At 72.1% G+C, this 23430-nt stretch carries 22 protein-coding genes; 10 read left to right on the top strand and 12 right to left on the bottom strand.

What is annotated here, in order from left to right; translation table 11 throughout:
* Positions 1–6 precede the first annotated feature (6 nt).
* Entirely contained in the window at positions 7–729 is a 723-nt protein-coding gene (locus FB453_RS22500; RefSeq protein ID WP_112726109.1) for an ABC transporter ATP-binding protein, read from the bottom strand.
* The gene (locus FB453_RS22495) at positions 726–1658 is read right to left on the bottom strand and encodes an ABC transporter ATP-binding protein (protein ID WP_145793154.1); all 933 of its coding nucleotides are present in this window, start codon (positions 1656–1658) and stop codon (positions 726–728) included. The genes FB453_RS22500 and FB453_RS22495 overlap by 4 nt, the downstream gene beginning before the upstream one ends.
* A gap of 239 nt (positions 1659–1897) precedes the next feature.
* Between FB453_RS22495 and FB453_RS22490 the strand changes: the two genes are divergently transcribed.
* Complete coding sequence (locus tag FB453_RS22490; protein ID WP_145793152.1) at positions 1898–2890, top strand: NAD-dependent epimerase/dehydratase family protein; 993 nt, start codon at positions 1898–1900, stop codon at positions 2888–2890.
* A 15-nt stretch (positions 2891–2905) separates the two neighbouring features.
* On the opposite strand, the gene FB453_RS22485 is transcribed toward FB453_RS22490, so the two are convergent.
* The gene (locus FB453_RS22485; protein ID WP_145793150.1) at positions 2906–3880 is read right to left on the bottom strand and encodes an Acg family FMN-binding oxidoreductase; all 975 of its coding nucleotides are present in this window, start codon (positions 3878–3880) and stop codon (positions 2906–2908) included.
* A 193-nt stretch (positions 3881–4073) separates the two neighbouring features.
* Between FB453_RS22485 and FB453_RS22480 the strand changes: the two genes are divergently transcribed.
* A complete protein-coding gene (locus tag FB453_RS22480; RefSeq protein WP_030488585.1) occupies positions 4074–4712 on the top strand; it encodes a response regulator in 639 nt (212 codons plus the stop codon).
* Between the two features lie 16 nt (positions 4713–4728).
* Here FB453_RS22480 and FB453_RS22475 read toward each other — a convergent pair whose 3' ends face one another.
* From FB453_RS22475 to FB453_RS22450, 6 genes are all read right to left on the bottom strand, one after another.
* Positions 4729–6402: a sensor histidine kinase gene (locus FB453_RS22475; protein WP_486480404.1), complete on the bottom strand. Its 1674-nt coding sequence runs from the start codon at positions 6400–6402 to the stop codon at positions 4729–4731.
* Positions 6403–6499: 97 nt separating this feature from the next.
* On the bottom strand, positions 6500–7483 hold the full coding sequence (locus FB453_RS22470; RefSeq protein ID WP_486480386.1) for an Acg family FMN-binding oxidoreductase: 984 nt from the start codon (positions 7481–7483) through the stop codon (positions 6500–6502).
* Positions 7484–7664: 181 nt separating this feature from the next.
* A complete protein-coding gene (locus FB453_RS22465) occupies positions 7665–8573 on the bottom strand; it encodes a universal stress protein (protein ID WP_486480385.1) in 909 nt (302 codons plus the stop codon).
* Positions 8534–10927, bottom strand: a complete 2394-nt coding sequence (locus FB453_RS22460) for a phosphoketolase family protein (protein ID WP_145793449.1) — start codon at positions 10925–10927, stop codon at positions 8534–8536. The genes FB453_RS22465 and FB453_RS22460 overlap by 40 nt, the downstream gene beginning before the upstream one ends.
* A gap of 67 nt (positions 10928–10994) precedes the next feature.
* Entirely contained in the window at positions 10995–11855 is an 861-nt protein-coding gene (locus tag FB453_RS22455) for a universal stress protein (RefSeq protein WP_145793144.1), read from the bottom strand.
* A 92-nt stretch (positions 11856–11947) separates the two neighbouring features.
* Entirely contained in the window at positions 11948–12835 is an 888-nt protein-coding gene (locus tag FB453_RS22450; RefSeq protein ID WP_145793142.1) for an NmrA/HSCARG family protein, read from the bottom strand.
* Positions 12836–12919: 84 nt separating this feature from the next.
* Between FB453_RS22450 and soxR the strand changes: the two genes are divergently transcribed.
* From soxR to FB453_RS22415, 7 genes are all read left to right on the top strand, one after another.
* Entirely contained in the window at positions 12920–13399 is a 480-nt protein-coding gene (gene soxR, locus FB453_RS22445) for a redox-sensitive transcriptional activator SoxR (protein ID WP_145793140.1), read from the top strand.
* A 31-nt stretch (positions 13400–13430) separates the two neighbouring features.
* On the top strand, positions 13431–13667 hold the full coding sequence (locus FB453_RS22440; protein ID WP_007457155.1) for an HTH domain-containing protein: 237 nt from the start codon (positions 13431–13433) through the stop codon (positions 13665–13667).
* Positions 13667–14245 (top strand): Clp protease N-terminal domain-containing protein, encoded by a 579-nt coding sequence (locus tag FB453_RS22435; RefSeq protein WP_091400793.1) that lies wholly within the window; start codon positions 13667–13669, stop codon positions 14243–14245. The genes FB453_RS22440 and FB453_RS22435 overlap by 1 nt, the downstream gene beginning before the upstream one ends.
* A gap of 93 nt (positions 14246–14338) precedes the next feature.
* Complete coding sequence (locus FB453_RS22430; RefSeq protein ID WP_091402108.1) at positions 14339–15343, top strand: diacylglycerol/lipid kinase family protein; 1005 nt, start codon at positions 14339–14341, stop codon at positions 15341–15343.
* Positions 15336–16337, top strand: a complete 1002-nt coding sequence (locus tag FB453_RS22425; RefSeq protein ID WP_145793137.1) for a YihY/virulence factor BrkB family protein — start codon at positions 15336–15338, stop codon at positions 16335–16337. Before FB453_RS22430 ends, FB453_RS22425 begins: the two co-directional genes overlap by 8 nt.
* A gap of 69 nt (positions 16338–16406) precedes the next feature.
* On the top strand, positions 16407–17897 hold the full coding sequence (locus FB453_RS22420) for a phosphatase PAP2 family protein (RefSeq protein WP_145793134.1): 1491 nt from the start codon (positions 16407–16409) through the stop codon (positions 17895–17897).
* Between the two features lie 11 nt (positions 17898–17908).
* A complete protein-coding gene (locus FB453_RS22415; protein ID WP_145793132.1) occupies positions 17909–18718 on the top strand; it encodes an endonuclease/exonuclease/phosphatase family protein in 810 nt (269 codons plus the stop codon).
* A 138-nt stretch (positions 18719–18856) separates the two neighbouring features.
* Here FB453_RS22415 and FB453_RS22410 read toward each other — a convergent pair whose 3' ends face one another.
* Complete coding sequence (locus FB453_RS22410; protein WP_486480384.1) at positions 18857–19732, bottom strand: alpha/beta fold hydrolase; 876 nt, start codon at positions 19730–19732, stop codon at positions 18857–18859.
* Positions 19729–20691 (bottom strand): TIGR03557 family F420-dependent LLM class oxidoreductase, encoded by a 963-nt coding sequence (locus FB453_RS22405; RefSeq protein ID WP_145793130.1) that lies wholly within the window; start codon positions 20689–20691, stop codon positions 19729–19731. Before FB453_RS22405 ends, FB453_RS22410 begins: the two co-directional genes overlap by 4 nt.
* A gap of 374 nt (positions 20692–21065) precedes the next feature.
* Between FB453_RS22405 and FB453_RS22400 the strand changes: the two genes are divergently transcribed.
* Positions 21066–22442 carry a cellulase family glycosylhydrolase gene (locus FB453_RS22400; protein ID WP_145793128.1) on the top strand — a complete coding sequence of 459 codons (1377 nt, stop codon included), beginning with the start codon at positions 21066–21068 and terminating at the stop codon, positions 22440–22442.
* 55 nt (positions 22443–22497) lie between these two features.
* Here the strand turns inward: FB453_RS22400 and FB453_RS22395 are convergent, their stop codons facing one another.
* Positions 22498–22818, bottom strand: coding sequence for a DMT family transporter (locus FB453_RS22395; RefSeq protein ID WP_112585076.1), 321 nt, complete (start codon positions 22816–22818; stop codon positions 22498–22500).
* Positions 22819–23430 lie beyond the last annotated feature (612 nt).

The raw sequence follows: 23430 nt of genomic DNA, 5'->3' as shown, positions 1-23430 counted from the left end.
GTCGCGTCACCCGGCGTCCGGCACGGGAGCGTACGGCTGCCCGGCCGCCTGTTCGTCGAGCTGTCCGTCGTGGATGCGGATCACCCGGTCGGCCAGGGCCATCATCACCGCGTCGTGCGTCGACACCAGTACGGTGACGCCTTCGGATTCCACTATCCCGCGCAGCAGGGCCATCACCGACAGGCCGGTCTCGGCGTCCAGTTGCCCGGTGGGCTCGTCGGCGAGCAGAAGCTGGGGCGAGGCGGCCAGCGCGCGGGCGATCGCCACCCGCTGCTGCTGGCCGCCGGACAGCTCGGCCGGCCGTTGCCGGGCGTGGTCGGCCAGGCCGATCAGCTCCAGCAGCAACTCGACCCGCCGCTCGCGCTCGGCTGGGGCGACGCGGGCCATCCGCAGCGGTGCCGCGACGTTCTCCGCGGCCGACAGCACCGGGATCAACCCGAAGCTCTGGAAGACGTACGACACCTTCTCGCGCCGCAGCCGGGACAGGCCATCCTCGTCGAGCGCGGTGACGTCGGTGCCGTCGACGTGCACGGTGCCGGCGTCCGGGCGGTCCAGGCCGCCGATGACGTTGAGCAGGGTGGTCTTGCCCGAGCCGGACCGGCCGACGAGCGCCACCATCGAACCGGCGGCCACGTCGAACGACACGCCGTTCAGGGCGTGTACGACGGTCGGCCCGGTGCGGAAGCGCCGGTGTACGCCGCGCACGCTCAGCAGCGGCTGACTGCTCATTCGCCGCTTCCCGAGTCGGGGCGGATCGTGATGTGGTCGGGTTCCAGGGCCAGCCGGACCCGTCGGGTCAGCGCCAGCGCCTGGCGGAACTCGCGGGGCACCTGGACCCGCCCGGCCCGGTCCATCACGGCGTACTCCTCGGCGATCAGGTGCGTGTCGCCTTCCGCGTCGGTGGTGGTGCGGCGCAGCACCTCGCTGCTGGTGCGCCCGTCCCGGATCGCGACGGTCCGTTCGACCTGGCCGCTGACCTCCGGATCGTGGGTCACCACGACGACTGTGACGCCGTAGCGCCGGTTGACGTCGCGCAGCACGCCGAAGACCTCCGCGGACGTGGCGGCGTCCAGCTCGCCGGTCGGCTCGTCGGCGAGCAGGACCCGCGGCTGGTTGGCCAGCGCCACAGCGATGGCGACCCGCATCTGCTGCCCTCCGGAGAGTTGCCCGGGGCGGCGATCGGCGCAGCCGGCGACACCGAGGCTGTCCAGCAGTTCGGCCGCGCGCTCCCGGCGCTCCTTTTTCGGGGTACGGGCCGCCGTCATCGGCAGGTCCACCATCTCCCGTGCGGTCAGGTAGGGGATCAGGTTGCTCGCCGTCTGCTGCCGTACGAACCCGACGGTGTGCCGCCGGTAGTCCACCCGGTCCGCGCGGGACATCGCCAGCAGGTTCCACCGGTCGACCCGGACCCGCCCGGCGGTGGGGGCGTCGATGCCGGCCAGGATGGAGAGCAGTGTCGACTTGCCCGATCCGGAGGCACCGACGACGGCGACCAGCTCACCGCTCTCCACGGCCAGGTCCAGCCCCTGCAGTGCCTGTACCTCGATCGAACCGGTCTGGTAGATCCGCACCAGGTTTTCGCAGACGATGAGCGCGTCCCGGCCGAACTCGGGTGCCCGCGCGGATGGCTGCGGCAGGGACAGCGGTGTGCTGGACACGCCTTCTCCGTCCGGGTTGTGCGCCTCGATTGCCCGTGCTGACGCAGATTGAAGCAGTTTCGCAATCGGCGGCTCCGTTGACCATTCCCTGGGCGGCTTTCCTGCATGGTGGACGAGGGGTCGATGTGAACGACCCGACCGGTGTCTCCCGTGCACCGGACCCGGGTTCTGCCACGGGCAGATCCGCTGCCGGTGAACAGGGGTGCCCTTCGCCGGCCGGGGCCGGCACTGTGGAGCGCATGAGACTGCTGGTGCTGGGCGGTACGGGCTTCGTGGGCGGGGCCGCTGTCACCGAGGCCGTGCGCCGCGGCTGGTCGGTGACGGTGCTCAACCGAGGGCTGCACGGCACGGTGCCGTCCGGCGTACACCGGTTGCGGGGTGACCGCACCGCGCCGGACGGCCTGGCCGCGCTGGCCGGCGGCGAGTGGGACGTCGCGGTGGACACCTGGGACGGTGCGCCCCGGGCCGCCGGCGACGCTGCCCGCGCCCTGGTTGACGCGGTCGGCCACTACGTGTACGTGTCCAGCGGCTCGGTCTACACCGACCATGCGGCGGCGGGGTTGCATGAGGACTCCCCGGTGGTGGCCGCCGACCCGGGCTCCGTCGACGGCGACTACCCGCAGCTCAAGGCCGGTGCCGAGCGCGCCGTGCGGGAGGTTTTCGGTCAGCGGGCGCTGGTCGCGCGGGCCGGCCTGATCCTGGGCCCGGGCGAGGACATCGGTCGGCTGCCCTGGTGGCTACGGCGCGTCGAGCGGGGCGGGGAGGTGCTCGCCCCCGCGCCGGCCGACCTGCCGGTGCAGTACGTCGACGTCCGCGACCTGGCGGGGTGGATGCTGGACACGGGCACCCGGCGGGTGGGCGGCACGTTCAACGCGGTCGGTCGTCCGGCGCAGACCACGATGGGCGAGCTGCTCGACGCGTGCGTGGCCGCCACCGGCGCGGACGCCCGGCTGCGGTGGACCGATCCGGCGTCTATCCTCGCCGCCGGGGTGCAGCCGTGGAGCGACCTGCCGATCTGGCTGCCGCGCGGGCATCCGTACCGGGGGTTGCTGGAGCAGGACGTGACCCGGGCGCTGGCCGCCGGGTTGACCTGCCGGCCGGTGGCCGAGACCGTCGGCGACACCTGGCGCTGGCTGCGCGAGGTCGGTGCGGTTCCGCCGCGCGCCGGGCGACCGCAGCGCAGCTCGATCGGGCTGGACCCGACCGTGGAGGCCGCCGTGCTCGCCGCCTGACCGTGCCCCGGCGGGTCAGGCGGACACCACCGGCAGGTCCAGCACCTCGTCGACGCCACGTCGGGGGGTCGGCCGACCCGGCTGGCCGTACCCGATCCGCAGTGCCATCTGCGGTGTGCCGAACCGGCCCAGGGACACCCGCAGTTGTTCCCGCGCCGTGGGCACCTCGATGGGCTGGGAGAGCATCGACACGCTGAGTCCGGCATCCGTGGCGGTGAGTAGCAGGCGTTGCAGGGACTGCCCGGCGATCACCTGGTCCACGGCGGTGTTGCCCATCGAGCCCAGCACCCCCACCAGGGGTTCCGGTTCGAAGTCCCGTCCGGGGGCGCGGTCGCGCCCACCGTAGCCGCGCGTCGGGAGGACGTCCTGCGGCTCGCCCTGCGGACCTCCGGCCGAGCCGGGCACGCCGTCCGGGGTCGACTCCTGACGCAGCCATCCTTCCCGTTCGGCCCGGTACGCGGGGTCGCGCTCCAGCACCCGGTGCGCGCTGCGCGCGATCTCCCCGAACGCGGAGACCGCGCTCACCCCGATCAGCAGCTCCAACCAGCACTGCTCGGCACGGGCCGCCTCGCCGAGGCGCCACCGGGCGTCGGCCGGCACCGGGTCCGGCCAGAACGGCAGGCGGTTGCTGAACCGGCGCGGGATGGCCGCGTACAGGCTCTGCTCGGTGGGGGTGGGCCGGCGCGGCAGGTCCGGTACCAGCCGAGCCAGCAGGTCCGGCTCGGCTCGGTCGGGGCGTAGCCGCACCTGGGCTGGGCTGCCGGCCACGGCCAGGGCGATCCGCAGGTTGAACAACGCCGCGCCGCAGGCGATCCGGAGACCCCACCCGCTCGGGTCGGTCACCGGCAGCCGGCGGGTGGGGTCCGCCAGCACCTCGATGCCGCCGTCGCGCAGCCGCAGCCGCCACGGTTGGGTGTTGTGCAACGACGGTGCCCGGACCGCGTCCACGGCGGCGGTCCGTAGCTGGTCTGCGGTGTAGCCGATGTCCATGGCGGTGCTCCTCTCCCACTGGGCCGGCGGCGGGTGGTGCCGCGGTGCCGGCGTACCTTCACGGTCCATCGTTCGGTGGTCGCCGAGCAGGGCCGGACGTCCCGACCAGTCGGGTCCGAGCGCCCGCTCGCCGCGTGCCGATCGGGACTTTCGGCCCGTGCGGTGGGCAGTGGGCAGCGGGTAGAAACGAGGAATGATCCGTGTGTTCCTCCTCGACGACCATGAGGTCGTCCGCCGTGGCCTGGCCGACCTGTTGCAGAGCAGCGGCGACATCGAGGTGGTCGGCGAGTCCGGCTCGGCGCAGGAGGCGGCCCGCCGCATCCCGGCGTTGCGGCCCGACGTGGCGATCCTCGACGCACGGCTGCCCGACGGCAACGGCATCGACGTGTGCCGTGACGTCCGCGCCGTCGACTCGTCCATCAAGGGACTGATCCTCACCTCCTACGAGGACGACGAGGCGCTGTTCGCGGCGATCATGGCGGGTGCCGCCGGGTACGTGCTCAAGCAGATCCGTGGCACCGACCTGGTCGACGCGGTGCGCCGCGTCGCGGCCGGGCAGTCGCTGCTCGACCCGGCGATCACCACCCGGGTGCTGGAGCGCATCCGCAACGGCGTCGAGCAGCCGCGCGAGCTGAGGTCGCTCACCGAGCAGGAGCGGCGGATCCTGGAGTACGTGGCCGAGGGGCTGACCAACCGGGAGATCGCCGGGCGGATGTTCCTGGCGGAGAAGACGGTGAAGAACTACGTCTCCAGCGTGCTGGCCAAGCTGGGCCTGGAGCGCCGCACGCAGGCCGCCGTTCTGGCCACGCGTCTGCTCGGCAAAACGCCCTGACCCAGGGTCGCGGGGGTCAGTCGCGCAGCGGCACGGCCCAGCGCACCTCGCTGCCGTGCGGCTCGGCCGGGGCGATCGTGAAGGTGCCGTCGAGGCGGCTGGCGCGTTCGCGAAGGTTGACCAGGCCACCCCGGGCGGCGGCCGGGTCGCAGCCCACCCCGTTGTCGGTGACCACCACGGTGACCTGGCCGGCGTCGACGCGTACGACGACGTCGACGCGGGTGCACTGCGCGTGGCGGACCACGTTCGACAGCGCCTCGCGCAGCACGGCGGTGAGGTCCGGGCGGATGGCGTCCGGCACGGCGCTGTCCACCGGCCCGGTCAGGTCCAGGTGCGGCTTGAAGCCCAGCGCTTCGGCGGCCGCCTCGATCTCCGCACGGATCTCGGTGCGCAGCTCCGAGGTCATCGGCGTACGCAGCTCGAAGATCGTCCGGCGGATGTCCCGGATGGTGGCGTCCAGGTCGTCGACGGCCGCGTTGATCCGCTTGGCCACCTCGGGGCGGGCCATCGGCGCGGCGCTCTGGAGTTGCAGGCCGGTGGCGAAGAGCCGTTGGATCACCACGTCGTGCAGGTCGCGGGCGATCCGCTCGCGATCCTCAAGGACCACCAGCAGTTCCCGTTCCTCCTGGCCGCGCGCCCGTTCCATCGCCAGCGCGGCCTGCCCGGCGAGGCTGCCCAGCAGCGTCAGATCCTCCTCGCTGGCGCCACCGCCGCGCTCCGGCCGGTGCGCCACGATCAGCACACCGTGCAGGGTCTCGGCGGTGGCGAGTGGTGAGATCATCGCCGGGCCGGTGTGCAGCAGCGCCGGCCACGGCGCGGCGTGCGCCAGGTCGTCCACCTGGTCGTGCCGGCCCTCGGCGACCGCAGCGCCGAAGCTGGTGTCGACGGCGGGCAGGACCGCTCCGACGAGCGCGAGGGCCTGCTCGTCGGTGCCGTCGACCACCTCCACGGAGAACTGCTCGGTGTCGTTGTCGTAGAGCAGCACCAGTGCCAGCTCGGCCTCGGCGACCTCGCGGGCTCGGCGGGCGACCAACGCCAACGCGTCGATACGACGTACCTCGCCGAGCAGCACCGTGGTGATCTCGGCGGTGGCGGCGAGCCAGCGTTCCCGCCGGTGCGCCAGGGCGTACAGGCGGGCGTTCTCGATGGCCACGCCGGCGGCGGCGGCGAGCGCGACAACGATCTCCTCGTCGTCCTCGGTGAACTGCGCACCGCCCTTCTTCTCCGCCAGGTAGAGGTTGCCGAAGATCTGGTCCCGGATGAGGACCGGCACGCCCAGGAAGCTGTGCATGGGCGGGTGGTTGGCCGGGAACCCGTAGGAGCGGGGGTGCTGGGTGATGTCGGGCATCCGCAGTGGCCGGGGATCGTCGATGAGCAGGCCGAGCACGCCCCGCCCGTGCGGCAGGTCGCCGATCCGCTCATGCTGCTCGGGCGTGATCCCGTGGACGATGAAGTCGTGCAGCAGCCGGTCCGGGCCGACCACGCCGAGCGCGCCGTACCGGGCGCCGACCAACTCGCAGGCCGCCTGCACGATGCGTTGCAGGGTGGTGCGCAGATCCAGGTTGGTGCCGATGCCGACCACCGCGTCGAGCAGGGCCCGCAGGCGCTCCCGGCTGGTCACCACCTCACCGACCCGGACCAGCATCTCCTGCAACAACTCGTCGAGACGGACCCGCGACAGCGGGCTCAGCCCGAGCGACGGTGCCGGGGACGATTCCGGACGGGGCGGCGGCACACTGCTGGTCACCGGGGGATGGTAGCGCCGGTGCCGCTCGTCGCCAGACCCGTCAGCCGACGGCCGAGGTGTCGACCACCTGCGCGGTGGTCAACCGCGGCGTGTGCGGCGGGCCGGCGTGTGCCGGGTCCGCGATGCCCAACCGCAGCACGAGGTACGGGAAGCCGATCCCGGAGAGCAGCTGCCGCAGGGTCTGCCGGGTGCCCGGCACCTCCACCACCGCGCTGAGCGGCACCACTGACACGCCGAGTCGGGTGGCGGTCAGCCAACCGGCGGAGAGCGCCTCGCCGGCACGCAACCAGCTGTCCCGTTCGTCCTCGTCGCCGTGCAGCATCGCGTACACCGCCATCCGGTCGTGGCCCGGGCCTATCGGCAGGCTGCCGGGACGGCCGAAGTCCCGGCCCGGCACTGTGGTCTGCGCGGGCTGCTCGGGCAGCACCTCCGCCGGCAGGCCGGTGCCCGAGCCGGCCCGGCTGGTCCAGTACGCCAGCTCGGTGCGCAGCTCCGGGTCCTCGGCCTCGACGGTGTCGGCGTGCGCGGCGGTGGCGGCCAGCTCCAGCACCTGGTCACGGTCGAGGATCTGCAACCGGCAGCCCTCCGCGTTGACCGCCCGGGTGATCTCCTCGATCGCTGAGGGCGGAAGCGGCTCGTCGCTGACCGGCCGCCGGTCGGTGTGTCGCACCTGCATGCACTGCACCATGCGCATGGCGTCCGGGTCGGCCCCGGTGTGGCTGAGGTCGGTCAGCCGGGCCAGCAACTCGCTGTCGCCCGGGTCGGGCAGCCGTTCCACCACGGCGCGCCACCCCTCGGCGGCCAGCGCCAGTCGGGCGTGGTGCAGGGCGGTGCCGCAGCTGACCGCGAGCAGTCGCCCGTCGGGGTCGCTGGCGGCGAGCTGTCGGTCGGCGACCGAGCGCAGCTCCAACGCGTCGGGCAGCACCCGCCAGCGCCACGGCTGGGTGTTGTGCACCGAGGGGGCGTGGCCGGCGGTGGCGGCGGCCTCCGCCAGCGCGGTGGTCAGCTGACTTTCCTGACTCATGGTCACGACCTTTCCGTCTCTGCTCATCGTGCCGTAGGGCGCGTCGCCGCGCCCGGGTTGCCGCCTCATCCTGTGGCCTTCGCCGCTGTGCCCGCAGGGCCACAGGTCCCGATCCGGTCGGGTCGTTGGGCCCGCCGTGGCCCGCCCGCTGGGTCTGGCCGCCGCGACGATGACGCTGTCGTCAGCGTTCGCGGACCACGGCGACCGGGCAGGCGGCGTGTTGGATGAGCTGTTGACTGACCGAGCCGAGCAGCATGCCGGCCAGCCCGCCCCGGCCCCGGCTGCCGACCACTACCAGCCGCGCGTCCCGACTCGCCTCGATCAGCATCGCCGACGGGCTTGTCGACTCCAGGTCGACGGTCACCACCAGCTGGGGGAATGTTCGCCGCCACGGCTCCAGCGCCTGCTCCACGGCGGCCCGCTCGTCGGGCACCCCGGCCGCCCCGCCGGGGCCCGGTGTCCAGGCATGCAGGACGCGCAGCGGCAGCTGCCGCTGCGCCGCCCGTTCGGCCGCGAAGCCGAGCGCCACCAGCGACGGTTCCGAGCCGTCCACCCCGACCGCCACCGGGCGGCCCGACGTGTCGGTCGCGGCGCTGCCGCCCCCGTCCCGGACCACCACGACCGGGCAGTGGGCGTGCGCGGCGACCGAGACCGCCGTCGACCCGGCCAGCAGGCCGCCGAAGCCGCCGTGACCCCGGCTGCCCAGCACCAGCATCCCGGCCTCCGCGGAGCGTTCCTGCAACACCAGCGCGGGCGGCCCGTCGTACACCTCGCCGGTGATCCGCAGCCCGGGGTTTGCAGCGGTGGCGTCCGCCGCGGCCCTGCCGACCAGGTCCTCGACCTGACGGCGGGCGGTGTCGTCCGGCCACACGCCGGGCGCGACGCCCGGGCCGACCCAACTGGCCACTGTCAGCCATTCGAAGACGTACGCCAGCCGCACCGGCTGGCCGCTGTGCCGCGCCTCCTCCACGGCCCAGTCCAGGGCCAACGAGGCGTCGGTGGAGCCGTCGTAGCCGACCAGGATCTCCGCGTCGCGCACGTCGTCCTCCTTCAGGGGGTGGTCGGGTCGGTTTCGCGGATCCAGCGCCATTCGGCGACCTGGGGGTCGTCCTCGCCGTACTGGCGGGTGTAGTCGCGGGCCGCCTGTCGGGCGTCGACCATCCGTTGGCGCAGGTGCGCGGCGCTGGCGGCCAGCCCGGGAACCCGGTCGATGACGTCGATGACCAGGTGGAAGCGGTCCAGGTCGTTGAGCATCACCATGTCGAACGGAGTGGTGGTGGTGCCCTCCTCCTTGTAACCGCGCACGTGCAGGTTCTCGTGGTTGGTGCGGCGGTAGGTGAGCCGGTGGATCAGCCACGGATATCCGTGGTACGCGAAGATGATCGGCCGGTCCTCGGTGAAGATGGTGTCGAACTCGTTGTCGGTCAGGCCGTGTGGGTGCTCGGTGTCCGGCTGGAGTCGCATCAGGTCGACCACGTTGACCAGGCGCACCTTCAACGCCGGCAGGTTCTGCCGCAGCAGCTCGACGGCGGCCAGCGTCTCCAGGGTGGGCACGTCTCCGCAGCAGGCGAGCACCACGTCCGGTTCGGTACCGCCGTCGTTGCTGGCCCATTCCCAGATGCCCAGGCCACGTCGGGTGTGCTGGATCGCCTCGGTCATCGTCAACCAGTTCGGGGCGGCCTGCTTACCGGCCACCACCACGTTGATGTAGTGCCGGCTGCGCAGGCAGTGGTCCATCGTGGCGAGCAGCGTGTTGGCGTCCGGCGGCAGATAGACCCGCACCACCTCGGCCTTCTTGTTGACGACGTGGTCGATGAAGCCCGGGTCCTGGTGGGAGAAGCCGTTGTGGTCCTGCCGCCAGACGTGGCTGGAGAGCAGGTAGTTCAGCGAGGCGATCGGCTGCCGCCAGGGGATGGCCCGGGTCACCTTCAGCCACTTGGCGTGCTGGTTGAGCATCGAGTCGACGATGTGGATGAACGCCTCGTAGCTGGTGAACACGCCGTGCCGGCCGGTCAGCAGGTAACCCTCCAGCCAGCCCTGGCACAGGTGCTCGGAGAGCACCTCCATGACCCGCCCGTCGGGGGAGAGGTGGTCGTCGCCGGGCACTGTGGCGGCCACCCAGGCCCGGTCGGTCACCTCGAACGCCGCGCCCAGCCGGTTGGACGCGACCTCGTCCGGGCCGAACAGCCGGAACGTCTCCGGGTTGGCGCTGATGACGTCGCGGATCCACGGGCCGAGCACCCCGGTCGCGCCGGCGACCGGGGTACCCGGTTCGGGAACCTCCACGCCGTAGTCGCGGAAGTCCGGCAGGGTCAGGTCGCGCAGCACCACGCCGCCGTTGGTGACCGGGTTGGCGCTCATCCGCCGGTCACCGCGCGGCGGCAGCGCCAGCAACTCCTCCACCGGGGCGCCGGTCGCGTCGAACAGCTCCTCCGGCCGGTAGCTGCGCAGCCAGTGCTCCAGCTCGGCCCGGTGCGCCGGGTTGTCGCGTACGCCCGACAGCGGCACCTGGTGGGCGCGGTAGGTGCCCTCCACCTGGGTGCCGTCGACCTCACTCGGACCGGTCCAGCCCTTCGGCGTCCGCAGAATGATCATCGGCCAGCGGGGCCGTTCGACGGCGCCTCCGGAGCGGGCCCGCCGCTGAATCTCGGCGATCTCGTTCAGCACACGGTCCAGCGTCGCGGCGAGGGTCCGGTGCACCCGGGCGGGCTCGTCACCGGCCACCACGTACGGCTGGTAGCCCGACCCGCGCATGAGGTCGAGCAGATCGGCCTCGGGGATCCGGGACAGCACGGTCGGGTTGGCGATCTTGTAGCCGTTGAGGTGCAGGATGGGCAGCACCGCGCCGTCGCGCGCCGGGTTGAGGAACACGTCGGAGAGCCAACTGCCGGCCAGCGGCCCGGTCTCCGCCTCGCCGTCGCCGATCACGCAGGCCACCAGCAGGTCCGGGTGGTCGAACGCGGCGCCGTAAGCGTGGCTCAACGCGTACCCGAGCTCGCCGCCCTCGTGGATCGAACCCGGCACGTCCGCCGCGACATGGCTGGGGATGCCGCCCGGGAAGGAGAACTGGCGGAAGAGCCGGGACATCCCGGCCTCGTCGCGGGCCACGTCGTGGTAGCGCTCCGACCAGGTGCCCTCCAGCCAGGTGTTGGCCACGATGGCCGGGCCGCCGTGACCGGGGCCGGTGACCAGCATGGCGTTGAGGTCGCGCGCCACGATCACCCGGTTGAGGTGGGCGTAGATCAGGTTGAGGCCGGGGCTGGTGCCCCAGTGCCCGAGCAGCCGCGGTTTGATGTCGTCGGGGGTCAGCGGCTCGCGCAGCAGCGGATTGTCCAGCAGGTAGATCTGCCCGACGGTGAGGTAGTTCGCGGCGCGCCAGTAGGCGTCCAGCCGGCGCAGCTCGTCGTCGGTGAGGGCGCGGTGCACGTCGAGAGCGGTCTCCATCATGCTGCCTCTCGCGGGTAGGAGTGGGGCGTCCGGCGTCCAGCCTGGTCACTGCGGACGCCCCGGGTCAGGGCCGTTGGTCCCCCGTCGGGCGGGCACCAGGCCCGGTCAGCGGCGCCTCGGCCAGGCCGCGGACGACGACCACCGGGGCCGGGGAGTGGTAGAGCAGGGACTGGGCGACCGCGCCCAGCATGGCCCGGCCCGGTTCGTCGCCGCGGGCGGCGACCAGCGCCACCTGCGCGTTGCGGGAGGTGTCGATCAGCACCTCGGCGGGGTCGCCGCGTACCACGCGACACTCGGTCGGCACTGTGTTGTCCCGGCCGGTGTGCCGGGCCATTGCCTCGGTGAGCTGCTCGGCGACCGCGTCGGTGTCCTCGTCGTACTCCACCACCCGCAGGGCGAGCAGTCGGGCGTCGCGGCGGGCCGCGCACTCCACGGACCACTGCAGGGCGAGGTGCGAGCTGGGCGAGCCGTCCACGCCCACCAGCACCGGGCCCTGCGGTGGCGGCTCACGCCGGACCACCAACAGGGGGCAGCCGGCCCGGGCGGCCAACTGCACGGCTGTCGTCTCGGCCGGAACGCACTGACCGCTGCCCGCCATGCCGCTGTCGCCGACGGCCAGCAGGAAGGCGACCTCCGAGCGGCGGATGAGGGTGGGCAGCATGGAGCTCTCGACGATCTCCCCGCGTACGGTCAGCCCCGGCTCGGTCTGATGCGCGAGCTGGGCGGCGCGGGTGATCAGTTTTTCGGCCTGGTCGCGGGGTGCGGCAACGGTGTCCGCGGCGAAGGCCGCGCTCCAGTCGAAGGTGTGCAGCAGGTGCAGCGGGCGGCCGTGGTCGGCGGCCTCCTGCGCGGCCTGTTCGACGACCGGAAGGTCGAGTTCCGACCCGAGGCCGACCAGCACCGCTGCGTCGGCGGGTGCGGCCATCCGATATCACCTCCCGGGCGTCGCGCCCGGCACGACCAAGCTGTCCCTGACCGAGGGTAGTCGGATGAGCACGATGGCGCTGCGTCGTTGCGTTATCGCCCGCTCGCCCGGCTGGAGAGGACCCGGTCCCAGTCGACCGTGCGGGCCCAGTCGGCGTAGCGGTGCCAGGCGACGTCGGGGTACGCGGCGTGCAGCGCGTCGACGTCGACGAAGTCGGTGTTGTCCTCGAAACGCTGGAACATGTCGGCGATCTCGTCGCCGGCCCACTGCCGGACCTGATCCAACGGCAGTTGTCGGTACGGAATCTCACGGCCGAGCACGTCGCCGAGGATGCGGGCCGCCTCCTCGCCGGTCACCCGGTCGGAGACGACGTCGATCCGCTCGCCGACGAACCGATCGGGGTGCTCGATGGCGTGCGCGGCGAGGCCGGCGATGTCCCGGACGGTGACCTGGTCCAACGGCTTGCCCGCGGAGAGCGGGTTGGCCAGGACGCCGTCGGTGAGGCGGCTGAACCCGGTGTTCAGGACGTTCTCCATGAAGTACACCGGTCCGAGGACGGTCGCGCGTACCTGCTGCCTGCGCAGGTACGCCTCGATGTGCTGTTTGCTGTCGGCGTGGTCGATGTCGGACTCGATCGTCCGGTTGGCGCCGCGTACCGAGGAGTAGACGAGGTGCGCCTCGGCCCGCGCCGCCGCGTCGACCAGGAGGCGACCCTGGGCGATCTCCTCGTCCTTCCCGCCGGATCCGAACGGCACGGACAGTCCGAAGATCGCGTCGACGCCGTGGGCGGCGTCGGCGAGCGTCACCGGGTCGCCCAGGTCACCGGTGACGAGTCGTGCTCCCGTTGCGGACAGCGCCTGGGCGGGCGGCGACTCGGGTGAGCGGACATAGGCGGTGACCTCGTGGCCGTGCTGGAGCAGCAGATCGGCGACGGCGCCGCCCTGCTGCCCGGTGGCGCCGATGACGAGAACTGTGGTCACAGAAGGGCTCCTTGTTCGCGGTTCGGGGACGCCGCTGATCCTCTGGCCTCAACCATGGTTGAGGTCAAGCGGTACGGTCGGTCAATGCCAAGGCCCCGCACCACGTTTCACGAACTCACCGTCGGGCAGGTCGCCGACCGCAGCGGTGTCGCCATCTCGGCGCTGCACTTCTACGAGCGCAAGGGCCTCATCCGCAGCACGCGCACGGCGAGCAACCAGCGCCGGTACAGCCGCGACACCCTGCGGCGGGTCGCGTTCATCCGGGCTTCCCAGCACGTCGGCATCTCGCTGACGGCGATCCGCGAAGCCCTGGACCAGCTGCCCAGCGAACGCACGCCGACCCCCGACGACTGGGCCCGGCTGTCGGCGGCCTGGCGTACCGAGCTGGACGCGCGCATCGCGCAGTTGCAGGCGCTCCGCGACGACCTCAGCGACTGCATCGGCTGTGGCTGTCTGTCGCTGCGGGCCTGCCATCTGACCAACCCCCGCGATGTGCTCGGTCGTGAGGGCGCCGGAGCGCGCCGGTTGTTGTCGCCGCGAACCGATCACGTCAACCAGGGTTGACACGGCAGGGCTGTCAACGTATGTTGACGACATGAGTCAGGCGACAGAACTCGCGGCGGCAGCCGGCAGCACCGACCCCCGGGTCGGGCTGCGCGCCGTCCGCGCGCTACGCCGGCTCCTCGAGCGGCTCGAGGTGGTCCAGGTGGACAACGCCCGACGACAGGGCTGGTCCTGGCAGGAGATCGCCGACGCGCTCGAGGTCAGCCGGCAGGCAGTGCACAAGAAGCACGCCGGGCGACCGGCGGTCAACTCATCCTGGGAGGCGTGATGTTCGAACGATTCACCGACCGGGCGCGCGACGTGGTGCGACGGGCGCTGGAGGAGGCGCGGGTCGAGGGCCAGCGCCCCGTCGGCACCGAGCACCTGCTGCTCGCCCTGCTCGCCGACGAGGCCGGGCTGGCCAGCCGGGTGCTCGCCGACGCCGGGGTACGCGCCGACGACCTGCGCGAACGCGTCCGCCGGCACACCGCCAACGGCGGCGCGGGCCTCGGTGACGCGGACGCGGCGGCGCTGCGGGAGATCGGCATCGACCTGGCCGCGATCGTGGCCCGCATCGAGCAGTCCTTCGGCCCGGACGCGCTCCGGGAGGCGGTGCCGGCGCCGCGCCGCCGCTGGGGGCGTAAGCGGTACCTCGGCGGCCCGTTCTCGCCCCGCTCGAAGAAGGTGCTGGAGCTGTCCCTGCGGGAAGCCCTGCGCCTGCGCCACCGCCACATCGGCACCGAGCACATCCTGCTCGGGGTGCTCCGGGAGGGCAACGGGCTGGGGGCTCTGGTGCTCACCGAGTCCGGGGTCGACCTCGACGATCTGCGCCGGCGGGTGGAGCTCGCACTGCGGGCGGCGGCCTGACGGGTGAGGCATGGTTGAAACCTGTCTGTGGCACTTCCGACGCGCGCCGGTCGCCGGGTCGCTGAAGCCGTCCGGGTGCTGCACACTGGCGCCGTGGATGCTGGACAGGACAGGCGGCCCTCGGGCGGCGACGGTGGGTTGCGCTCCGCGGTGGTGGTCAACCCGGTCAAGGTCGACGATCTCGACGAGTTGCGTCGTACCGTCGACGACGCCCTGACCGCGGCCGGCTGGCCCGCGCCGCAGTGGTACGAGACGACGGTCGACGACCCGGGTCGCGGCCAGACCGAGCAGGCCGTCAAGGCCGGCGTCGACCTGGTCTTCGCCTGTGGGGGCGACGGCACCGTGATGTCCTGCGTCAGCGGGTTGGTCGGCACCGATGTGGCCCTCGCCGTGCTGCCGCAGGGCACCGGCAACCTGCTCGCCGCCAACCTGGGGCTCTCCACCGACCTGGCCGCCGGGTTGCAGGTCGCCGTCGAACGCGGCCGACGGCTGCTCGACGTCGGCGCTGTCGAGGACAAGTACTTCACAGTGATGGCCGGCATGGGCTTCGACGCCCAGATGCTCGAGGCCACCAACGAGACCACAAAGGCCCGCATCGGCTGGCCGGCGTACGTGATGGGTGCCGCCCGCCACCTACGGGACCGGCCGATGCGGGTGCAGATCCGCATCGACGACCGGCCGCCGGTGCGCCGCCGGGCCCGTTCGGTCCTGATCGCCAATGTCGGCCGCCTGCAGGGCGGCGTCACCCTGCTGACCGAGGCCGAGCCCGACGACGGCTGGCTCGACGTCGCCGTGCTCACCCCGCGCAACCTGCGGCACTGGCTCGCGCTCGGCTGGGCGGTGATCCGCCGCAGCGGCCAGGTGCCGCAGCTGGAGGTTTTCCGGGGCCGGCGGGTGGTGGTCACCAGCAACCGGGCGCAACCTCGGGAGTTGGACGGCGACCTGATCTCCCCGGGCCGCCAGCTGCGGGCGGAGGTCCGGCCGCAGGCCCTCTGGCTCTGCGTCCCCCAACCCGAGGGCGCCCCCGACCTGGCCGTCGACGCGCAAGGTGCCGGGGAGCGGGGCGAGCAGCTGATCGAGGAAGCCCGCCGTGAGTAGTACCCGGATCGTGCCGGAGACCCGGCTGATGGCCGACGAGGAGCTGTCCGCCGACGACGCCTGGCACACACTGCGCGGCCAGGGTGGCTGGCACCTGCTGCGGGACGCGTTCATCCGGTTCCGCTACGGCGACGGGTTCAGCCACTCCCGGGCCTTCGCGCTGCAACTCTGCCTCGCCGTGGTGCCCTTCCTGATCGCCCTCACCGGCCTGATCAGCGAGCTGGGCGTCGAGGAGGGCGGCCAGGTGGTCGCCGACACCGTCCTGGCGCTCACCCCCGGCCAGAGCTCGCAGATGGTCTCCGAGCTGCTCGGCGAGGGCGAACGCGTCGAGGACGCCGGGGAGCTGGCGCTCACCCTCGGTCTGCTCACCGGCCTGTTCGCGCTCACCACCACGATGGCCCAGATCGAGCGGGGCGCCAACCGCATCTACGGCGTCGAGCGGGACCGCCCGGCCCTGCGCAAGTACCTGCGGGCCGCCGTGCTGGCCGTCACCGCCGGCCTGCCCGCGCTCGCCGGCTTCCTGATCCTGGTGGGCGGCGGCGCGATGGGCGACTCGGTCCGCGAACACTACGAGTGGGGCGAACTCGCCAACGGGATCTGGGACGTGATCCGCTTCCCGCTGAGTCTCGCGCTGACCGTCGTCGCCGTGGCCGTGGTGTTCCGACACGCGCCGCGCCGCAACCAGCCCGGCCTGTCCTGGCTGCTGTTCGGCGCCGGCATCGCCACGGCGCTGTGGTGGCTGGCCAGCCTGCTGCTCGCCGCGTACGTGCGGTTCAGTGACGGTTTCGGGCAGACCTACGGCGCCCTGACCGGCATGATGGCGCTGCTGCTCTGGGCCAACCTGACCGGGATGGCGCTCTTCGGCGGGCTGTCCTTCGCCGCCCAGCTGGAGGCGCTGCGCATCGGTGTGCAGGAGCCCGCCCAACCGGACCTGTGGGAGCCCGACCCGGACCGCGCCGAGCTGTACGACACCGGTGACATGTCAGCGCTCTGACGGCACCGGCGTGTACGACGGACGCGGATCGGGTAAAGCGCCTCGCCAGACAGATAAGGGAGGTGCGGGGTGACCGCGGTCAAAGAGGTGGCTCGCCGTCCGATCGGTCATTTCGCCGAACGGAGCATTGCCGGTCTGGTGGCCGTCACCGGTGCCGGGGTGGCCTTCGGGCTGCTGTTGTTGCTCGTCCGGGTGCAGTGGAGCCCGTTGCAGGATGTCGACCACGGGCTTGCCGAGTGGTTCAACGGGCTCGTCGCCCCGCACCACGCGCTGGTCACCGTGCTCCAGGCGGTGACGGACCTGGGCGGTCGGCCGATCCTCATCTGGCTGGTCACCATCGCCGTGGTCGGGCTGCTGATCCGGCGGCAGCCCCGACTCGCCGTCTACCTGATCATCACGGGGGTCGGTGGCCTGATCCTCGACCCGTCACTGAAGACGCTTGTCGGCCGGCTCCGCCCGGTCGTGGACGTGCCGATCGCCAGCGCGCCCGGCAACAGCTTCCCGAGCGGGCACGCCCTCGGCTCGTTCGTCGCGTACGGAGCGCTGCTGCTGGTGTTCCTGCCGGCGATGGCGCCCCGCTGGCGCAAGCCGGCCATCGTCGGCGTCGGTGTGCTGGTGGCACTGGTCGGGCTGACCCGGATCGCGCTGGGCGTGCACTTCGTCTCCGACGTGCTGGCCGCCTGGCTGCTCGGGGCCGCCTGGCTGGGCGTCACCGCGTACGCCTTCCGACTGTGGCGGCGGGAGCGGGGGCGGCCGGTGCCTCCGCTGACCGAGGGCCTGGAGCCGGAGGCGGGGCACGACATCGCCCCCGCCCCGGCCGAGGAACACGTGCTGGCCCACCCCCGTTCGGCGGTGGCCGAGCTGCTGGTCGGCTGGGTGATCGTGTTCGGGGCGCTGTACGGCTTCGGCACGTACGTCAGCTACCACGCCAAGGGCACCTTCTTCGACACCCTCGACACCAAGGTGCCGCAGTGGTTCGCCGAGCGGCACACCGAGGTGCTGACCGACGTCAGCTGGTGGTGGAGCAAGTTCGGTGACACCCATGCCATCCTGCTGATCTCGCTGGTGTTCTGCCCGCTGGTGCTGGCGGTGTGGCGGCGCTGGCGCCCGGTGCTGTTCGTGGCGCTGGCGATGGTGGGGGAGTTGACCCTCTTCCTCGCGTCGGCCCGCGCGGTCGACCGGCCGCGTCCGCCGGTGGAGAACCTGGACGGGCAGATGCCCACCTCGTCGTTCCCGTCCGGGCACATCGCGGCCACGATCTGCGTCTGGCTGGCGATCACCCTCATCGTGTTCCCGCGTACCGACCGGTGGTGGCGTTGGATCTTCGTGGTGCTGGCCGTACTCATGCCGGTCGGGGTGGCCACCTCCCGGATGTACCGGGGGATGCACCACCCGACCGATTTCATGGGCGCGATCCTGCTCTCCGCGCTCTGGATCGGCTTGCTCTACCTGGTGATCCGACCGAACGAGGACCTGAAGGAAGGCAACCGACCGGCCATCGAGTCGGAGGACGTGGGCAGCCTCGACGACGAGCTGGCGCGGGCCGGCCGAGCCGACTAGGGGCCGCCGTCGTGCTGCGGGTGATGACCTGGAACATCCGTACCGGCGGCCGGGATCGCGGCGGCCTCGACCGGCTGGATCAGGTGGTCCAGGTTGTCGGCGAGCAGGCACCGGACGTGCTGGCCCTGCAGGAGTTGCGCGGCTTCGACCGGGACGGGCTGATGGCCAGCATGGCGGGCCGGGTGGGCATGATTCCCCACCTGGCCCGGTCCTGCTTCGGGCAGCCGGTGGCGGTGCTGGTCCGGCCGCCGTACCGGATCATTGACGCGGGGTCGGTGCGCCGCCCGTTCCACCACGCCGCCGCCCGCGTCGTGGTGGCCACGTCCGCCGGCCCGTTCACAGTGCTCGGCACCCACCTCTACCCGTACTCCGGGGGCCGGCGGCGGATGGAGGTCGACTGGTTGGTCGCCGCGATGCGCCGCGACCAGCGGCAGCTGACACTGGTCGCCGGTGATCTCAACTCGCTCGACCCGAGCGTCGACCACACGGTCCGGCTGGCCGGCATGCCCACCCTCTACCGGCGGCGGCACCTGCGTCGCTCCGGCGGCGCCGTGGACACCCGCGCGATCGCCCGGCTGCTCGCGGCCGGCCTGGTCGACCTCTGGCCGTCGGGCAACGTCGACGCGCCGGAGGCCGACGGCCACACCGTGCCCACCCGGCTCGGCGGGGCCGAGTTCGCCGGGATGCGGTTGGACTACCTGCTCGGCAGCCCGGCCGTGGCGCAACGCGTGCACGACTGTCGGGTGATCCGCGACGGCGCGGCGGCCACCGCCTCCGACCACTATCCGCTGCTCGCCACGCTGGAGTTGTCTTCCGGCTGACGCGTGCGGGGGCTCAGAGCACCAGGTTCAGCAGGACGGTCAGCACCACCGACGCCACGATCGAGAAGAGGATCATCAGGAGGCAGCCGAGGCCCCCGCCGAGCGGGCGGATCTCCGTGTTGCCGAAGCGCATGATGTTCACCTGTCCGTGAGTGCGGGTTGAGGGGCGAGCAGGTGCCGGATCGCGTCCGCGACGGCAGTTGGGGCGGTCGTGACCACGTTGTGCGCGGCACCGGGAACGACCACCAGGGCCGCCTCCGGCACCAGCCGGGTCGCCTCGTCCCGCCACCGTTGCGGCACGACCGGGTCGCGGTCGCCGGTCACGACGGCGGTCGGCGCGCTGACCCGGACGAGGTCCGCCTCGATCGCATTCCGCACCGAGTGCGACAGCGTGGCGAGGACCCGCCAGGGCCGGGCGTTCCAGACGTCCCGTACCAGGATCGGGGCCTGTAGCGGCGCCTCACGCAGGCTGTCCACCAGCCAACGACCGAACTGACCCCGTCGGGACCGGGCCGCCGGGTCACTTGTCGGTCCGGCCAACACCAGCGCGCGTACCGTGTCGGGGTGGGTCGCGGCGACTGAGGCGGCCACCTCCGCACCGAACGAGTGCCCCAGCAGGCAGACCGGTGGCAATTGGTACGCGGCCAGCCAGGCGGCCAGGTGGTCGGCGTGCCGACGGACGTCGTACGCGCCCCGGGGGTGTTCGGTCAGCCCGAAGCCGGGCAGGTCCGGCACGTACACCTGATGGGTGGTGGCGAGCGCGACGGCCAGCGGGGTGAGATACCGGTGCGAGACCGCCAGGCCGTGGACCAGCACCACGGGTGGTGCCCCGGTCCCCGGGTCGGCGCTGCGGCGGGTGTGGGTGCGCAGCCCGTCGACGACCCGCCATTCGCTGGTCAGCCCGCCGGCTGGCCGGGGCGCGGCCATGGCGAGCCGCAGCTCGGCCGGCCCGAACCGGCCGACGGCGCTGCGGAGGGGCGACCCGGTCGGCGGGGGCGCCGCACCTCGGTTCACAGCTCGCGCAACCGGGGCAGCAGCTGCTCCTGCGCCCAGTCCAGGAACATCGGCTGGCTCTCCCCACCGACCTGGATGATCGCCACGTGGGTGAAGCCGGCGTCGACGAACTTGCGGAACGCCTCGACGTGCGCGTCCACGTCCGGGCCGCAGGAGATGCCCTCGGCGACGTCCTCCTCGCGGACGAACTGGGTGGCGGCGGCGAAGGACTCCGGGCCGGGCAGGTCGGCGTTGACCTTCCACCCCATCCCGAACCAGCGGAACTGGTCGTGCACGATCTTGCGGCACTCCGCCTCGTCGGGGCCGTAGCAGATGGCCACCTGGCCGTAGCGGGGTTGGCCGGCGCCCCCGGCGTCGTCGTACATCTCGATGATGTGCCGGTCGGGTTCGGTGGAGATGAGGCCGTTGCCGTACTCGGCGGCCAGCGTCGCGGACTGTCGACCGGACGCGGCGATGGCCATCGGCACCGGCTGGTCCGGGCGGTCCCAGACGTAGGCGTCGGGCACGTCGAAGTGGTTGCCGGAGAAGGTCAGCGTCTCCCCGTTCAGCAACGGCCGGATGATCTGCAACGCCTCCTCGAACATCTCGTGCCGCTGCTGGACGTGCGGCCAACCGCCGACCACGTGCTCGTTCAGGTTCTCCCCGGCGCCCAGGCCGAGGGTGAAACGGCCGTCCGAGAGCGCCCCGATCGTGCTGGCCTTCTGCGCGACCACGGCCGGGTGGTAGCGGCGGATCGGGCAGGTCACGAACGACATCAGCTGCGCCCGGGAGGTGGCGTGGGCGACCGCGCCGAGCACCGACCAGGCGTACGGGGAGTGCCCCTGGGAGTCCAGCCAGGGGTAGTAGTGGTCGGACATCACCAGTTGGTCGAAACCAGCCGCCTCGGCCCGTACCGCATGGTCCACCAGCTGCTTGGGCCCGGCCTGCTCGCTCATCAGGGTGTAGCCGACGCTGACCATCCTGGTATCCCCTCTCGCTGACGGATCGTTCCCGGGATACCCCGGTGCACGGCGGTCAACCCTCCCGTCCGGTTCGGCTGCCGCAGTGCTTGACGGATCCCGGCCGTCTGCCTACCGTCGGTCTTAACCGGTTAAGAGCCGGGTGTGGCGCACATCCTGTGGTGGGGATGACCGCCCCGTGACGGCCCGCGTCCGCGTGGGCCGTTGCGGCTGTCCGGGCTGCGGGCCCGTCAACTGAACCGGTTGCGAGGACCAATCCATCGTCCTACGCTGATGCCTGCGCCGGGAGCCGGTCGCGGCTGCCGGGCTGCAGCCGCCTTCCCTGTCACGTCCCCACCCCTGTCGGGCACCGGGGGTCCTCCCTGAGGAAGGCCATGAAGACTCGACTCTCCGCCGCTGGCGCGACAGTGCTCGCGTTGCTCGTCACAGTGCTGGCGTTCGGCCAGCCGGCACACGCCGCGGCCGGTTTCTCCGTCGCTGGCGGCAAGTTGTACGACGCCAACGGCGCCGAATTCATCATGCGCGGCGTCAACCACGCGCACACCTGGTACCCGCAGCAGACCAGCTCGTTCGCCGACGTCAAGGCGCTCGGCGCGAACACCGTGCGGGTGGTGCTCTCCAGCGGCGACCGGTGGACCCGCAACACCAACGCCGACGTCGCCAACGTCATCTCGCTCTGCAAGGCCAACCGACTGATCTGCGTGCTGGAGGTGCACGACACCACCGGGTACGGGGAGCAGAGCGGCGCGATCACCCTCGACCGCGCCGTCGACTACTGGCTCAGCCTCGCCGACGTCCTCGCCGGTCAGGAGAGGTACGTCATCGTCAACATCGGCAACGAGCCGTACGGCAACCAGAACTACGCCTCGTGGGCCACCGACAACGCCAATGCGATCAAGCGCCTGCGGGCCGGCGGGTTGACCCACACGATCATGGTGGACGCGCCGAACTGGGGGCAGGACTGGTCGTTCACCATGCGCGACAACGCCGCGTCGGTCTTCGCCGCCGACCCGGCCCGCAACACCGTGTTCTCCATCCACATGTACGGGGTGTTCGACACCGCCGCGGAGATAAGCGACTACCTGGGTCGGTTCCGCACCGCCGGGCTGCCCATCGTGGTCGGTGAGTTCGGCTTCAACCACTCCGACGGGAACCCGGACGAGGACGCCATCCTCGCGTACAGCCAGGCCAACGGGATCGGCTGGCTGGGCTGGTCGTGGAGCGGCAACGGCGGCGGCGTCGAGTATCTCGACCTGGCCACCAACTTCAACCCGGCGAGCCTGACCGACTGGGGTCAGCGTCTCTTCAACGGCGTCAACGGCATCCGGCAGACCGCCCGCGAGGCCAGCGTCTTCGGCGGCACCCCTCCACCGACGACGCCTCCGCCGACCACCCCACCTCCGACGACGCCTCCGCCGACCACGCCGCCACCGACGACGCCCCCGCCGAACGGTGGCTGCACGGCGACGTACACGGTGACCAACCAGTGGCAGGGCGGCTTCCAGGGTGAGGTACGGGTGACCGCCGGCACGAGGGCGATCACCGGCTGGACCGCCGGGTGGACCTTCGCCAACGGCCAGCGCGTCACCCAGTCGTGGAACGTGGCCCTCACCAGCAGCGGAACCACGGTGAGCGCCCGCAACACGGACTACAACGGACGGCTGGCCGCCGGGGCCAGTGCCAGCTTTGGCTTCCTCGGCAGTTGGACCGGCACCAACAGCCTGCCAGTCGTGAGCTGCACGGCGAGCTGACCGTCGGACCGGTGGCCGGGTCCGCGCCGGACCCGGCCACCGGAAACCGTCCTGGTCAGTGCTCCCCGGCCAGGTTCACGATGACCACCCCGGCAATGATCAGTGCGATGCCGGTGAGCTTGGCGAGCCCCACCGACTCACCCAGGAACACCGCCCCGATTGCCACGATGGCCGCGGTGCCCAGACCCGACCAGAGGGCGTACGCCACCCCCACGGGGATCTCCTTGACGGCCTGGGCCAGCAGGAGGAACGCCAGCGCGTAGCCGCCGAGGCACGCCACCGTCGGCCAGAGCCGACTGAACCCGGCGGTGCTCTTGATCAGGCTGGTCGCCACCACCTCGGCGAGGATGGCGATCCCCAGCAGCACGTACGCCATTCGTCCCCTTGGTCCTTCGTGGTCGATGAGCCTGTCGCCACCCAGGCTAGTGCCGGCGATGTCCCCGCCCGGCCGGCCTGTCGACGTCGCGCCGATCCATGGGCGTCCGGCCGATCCGTGGTCATGCGGCGATCCGTTGGCATCCGGCCACCCGTCGCGTGGCGTCCGTGCGGCCCGTGGAGTGACGTCCGTGCGGCCTCGGCATCTGTCACAGAACGCCTTTGGAGCTGATGTCACAAACGAATCGGTTGTGGCGACGAAGCAGACTTCGCCAACGGATCAGACCCCATTGACGAGTCAGACCTCGTCATCGGATTGGCCCGGCGCCCTTCGCCCTGCGCCCTTCGCCCGGCCCGGTGGATGAATCGTTTACGGCATCAGCTCCAAAGCCGGCCCGGCACCCCACCCCACCCGCGCCAGCGCCGCTGTTGCGGGCCGCGCCGCTGTTCCTCGCGCTGTCGCCCCCGGCAGTGGCGTGGGAGAGGCTCGCAGGGTAGATCTTGGACACTATCCGTTCCGCGCTGACTGTGCTGTCCCGAGACATGTGTCAAGGGGAAGTCCCGATAGATGTGTCAGGTGTTGTTGATCAGGCTGCTCGGGTGAGGCTGATGT

It is taken from the genome of Micromonospora sp. CNZ322 (assembly GCF_007827755.1).
This window is presented reverse-complemented; position numbering and strand designations above follow the sequence as displayed.

What these genes read in the sequence shown, in the direction of transcription:
- FB453_RS22500 (WP_112726109.1), bottom strand. Translation starts at nt 729, where the DNA reads ATGAGCAGTCAGCCGCTGCTGAGCGTGCGCGGCGTACACCGGCGCTTC.
- FB453_RS22490 (WP_145793152.1), top strand. Translation starts at nt 1,898, where the DNA reads ATGAGACTGCTGGTGCTGGGCGGTACGGGCTTCGTGGGCGGGGCCGCT.
- FB453_RS22485 (WP_145793150.1), bottom strand. Translation starts at nt 3,880, where the DNA reads ATGGACATCGGCTACACCGCAGACCAGCTACGGACCGCCGCCGTGGAC.
- FB453_RS22480 (WP_030488585.1), top strand. Translation starts at nt 4,074, where the DNA reads ATGATCCGTGTGTTCCTCCTCGACGACCATGAGGTCGTCCGCCGTGGC.
- FB453_RS22470 (WP_486480386.1), bottom strand. Translation starts at nt 7,483, where the DNA reads ATGAGTCAGGAAAGTCAGCTGACCACCGCGCTGGCGGAGGCCGCCGCC.
- FB453_RS22465 (WP_486480385.1), bottom strand. Translation starts at nt 8,573, where the DNA reads ATGGCGCTGGATCCGCGAAACCGACCCGACCACCCCCTGAAGGAGGAC.
- FB453_RS22460 (WP_145793449.1), bottom strand. Translation starts at nt 10,927, where the DNA reads ATGGAGACCGCTCTCGACGTGCACCGCGCCCTCACCGACGACGAGCTG.
- FB453_RS22455 (WP_145793144.1), bottom strand. Translation starts at nt 11,855, where the DNA reads ATGGCCGCACCCGCCGACGCAGCGGTGCTGGTCGGCCTCGGGTCGGAA.
- soxR (WP_145793140.1), top strand. Translation starts at nt 12,920, where the DNA reads ATGCCAAGGCCCCGCACCACGTTTCACGAACTCACCGTCGGGCAGGTC.
- FB453_RS22440 (WP_007457155.1), top strand. Translation starts at nt 13,431, where the DNA reads ATGAGTCAGGCGACAGAACTCGCGGCGGCAGCCGGCAGCACCGACCCC.
- FB453_RS22435 (WP_091400793.1), top strand. Translation starts at nt 13,667, where the DNA reads ATGTTCGAACGATTCACCGACCGGGCGCGCGACGTGGTGCGACGGGCG.
- FB453_RS22405 (WP_145793130.1), bottom strand. Translation starts at nt 20,691, where the DNA reads ATGGTCAGCGTCGGCTACACCCTGATGAGCGAGCAGGCCGGGCCCAAG.
- FB453_RS22400 (WP_145793128.1), top strand. Translation starts at nt 21,066, where the DNA reads ATGAAGACTCGACTCTCCGCCGCTGGCGCGACAGTGCTCGCGTTGCTC.
- FB453_RS22395 (WP_112585076.1), bottom strand. Translation starts at nt 22,818, where the DNA reads ATGGCGTACGTGCTGCTGGGGATCGCCATCCTCGCCGAGGTGGTGGCG.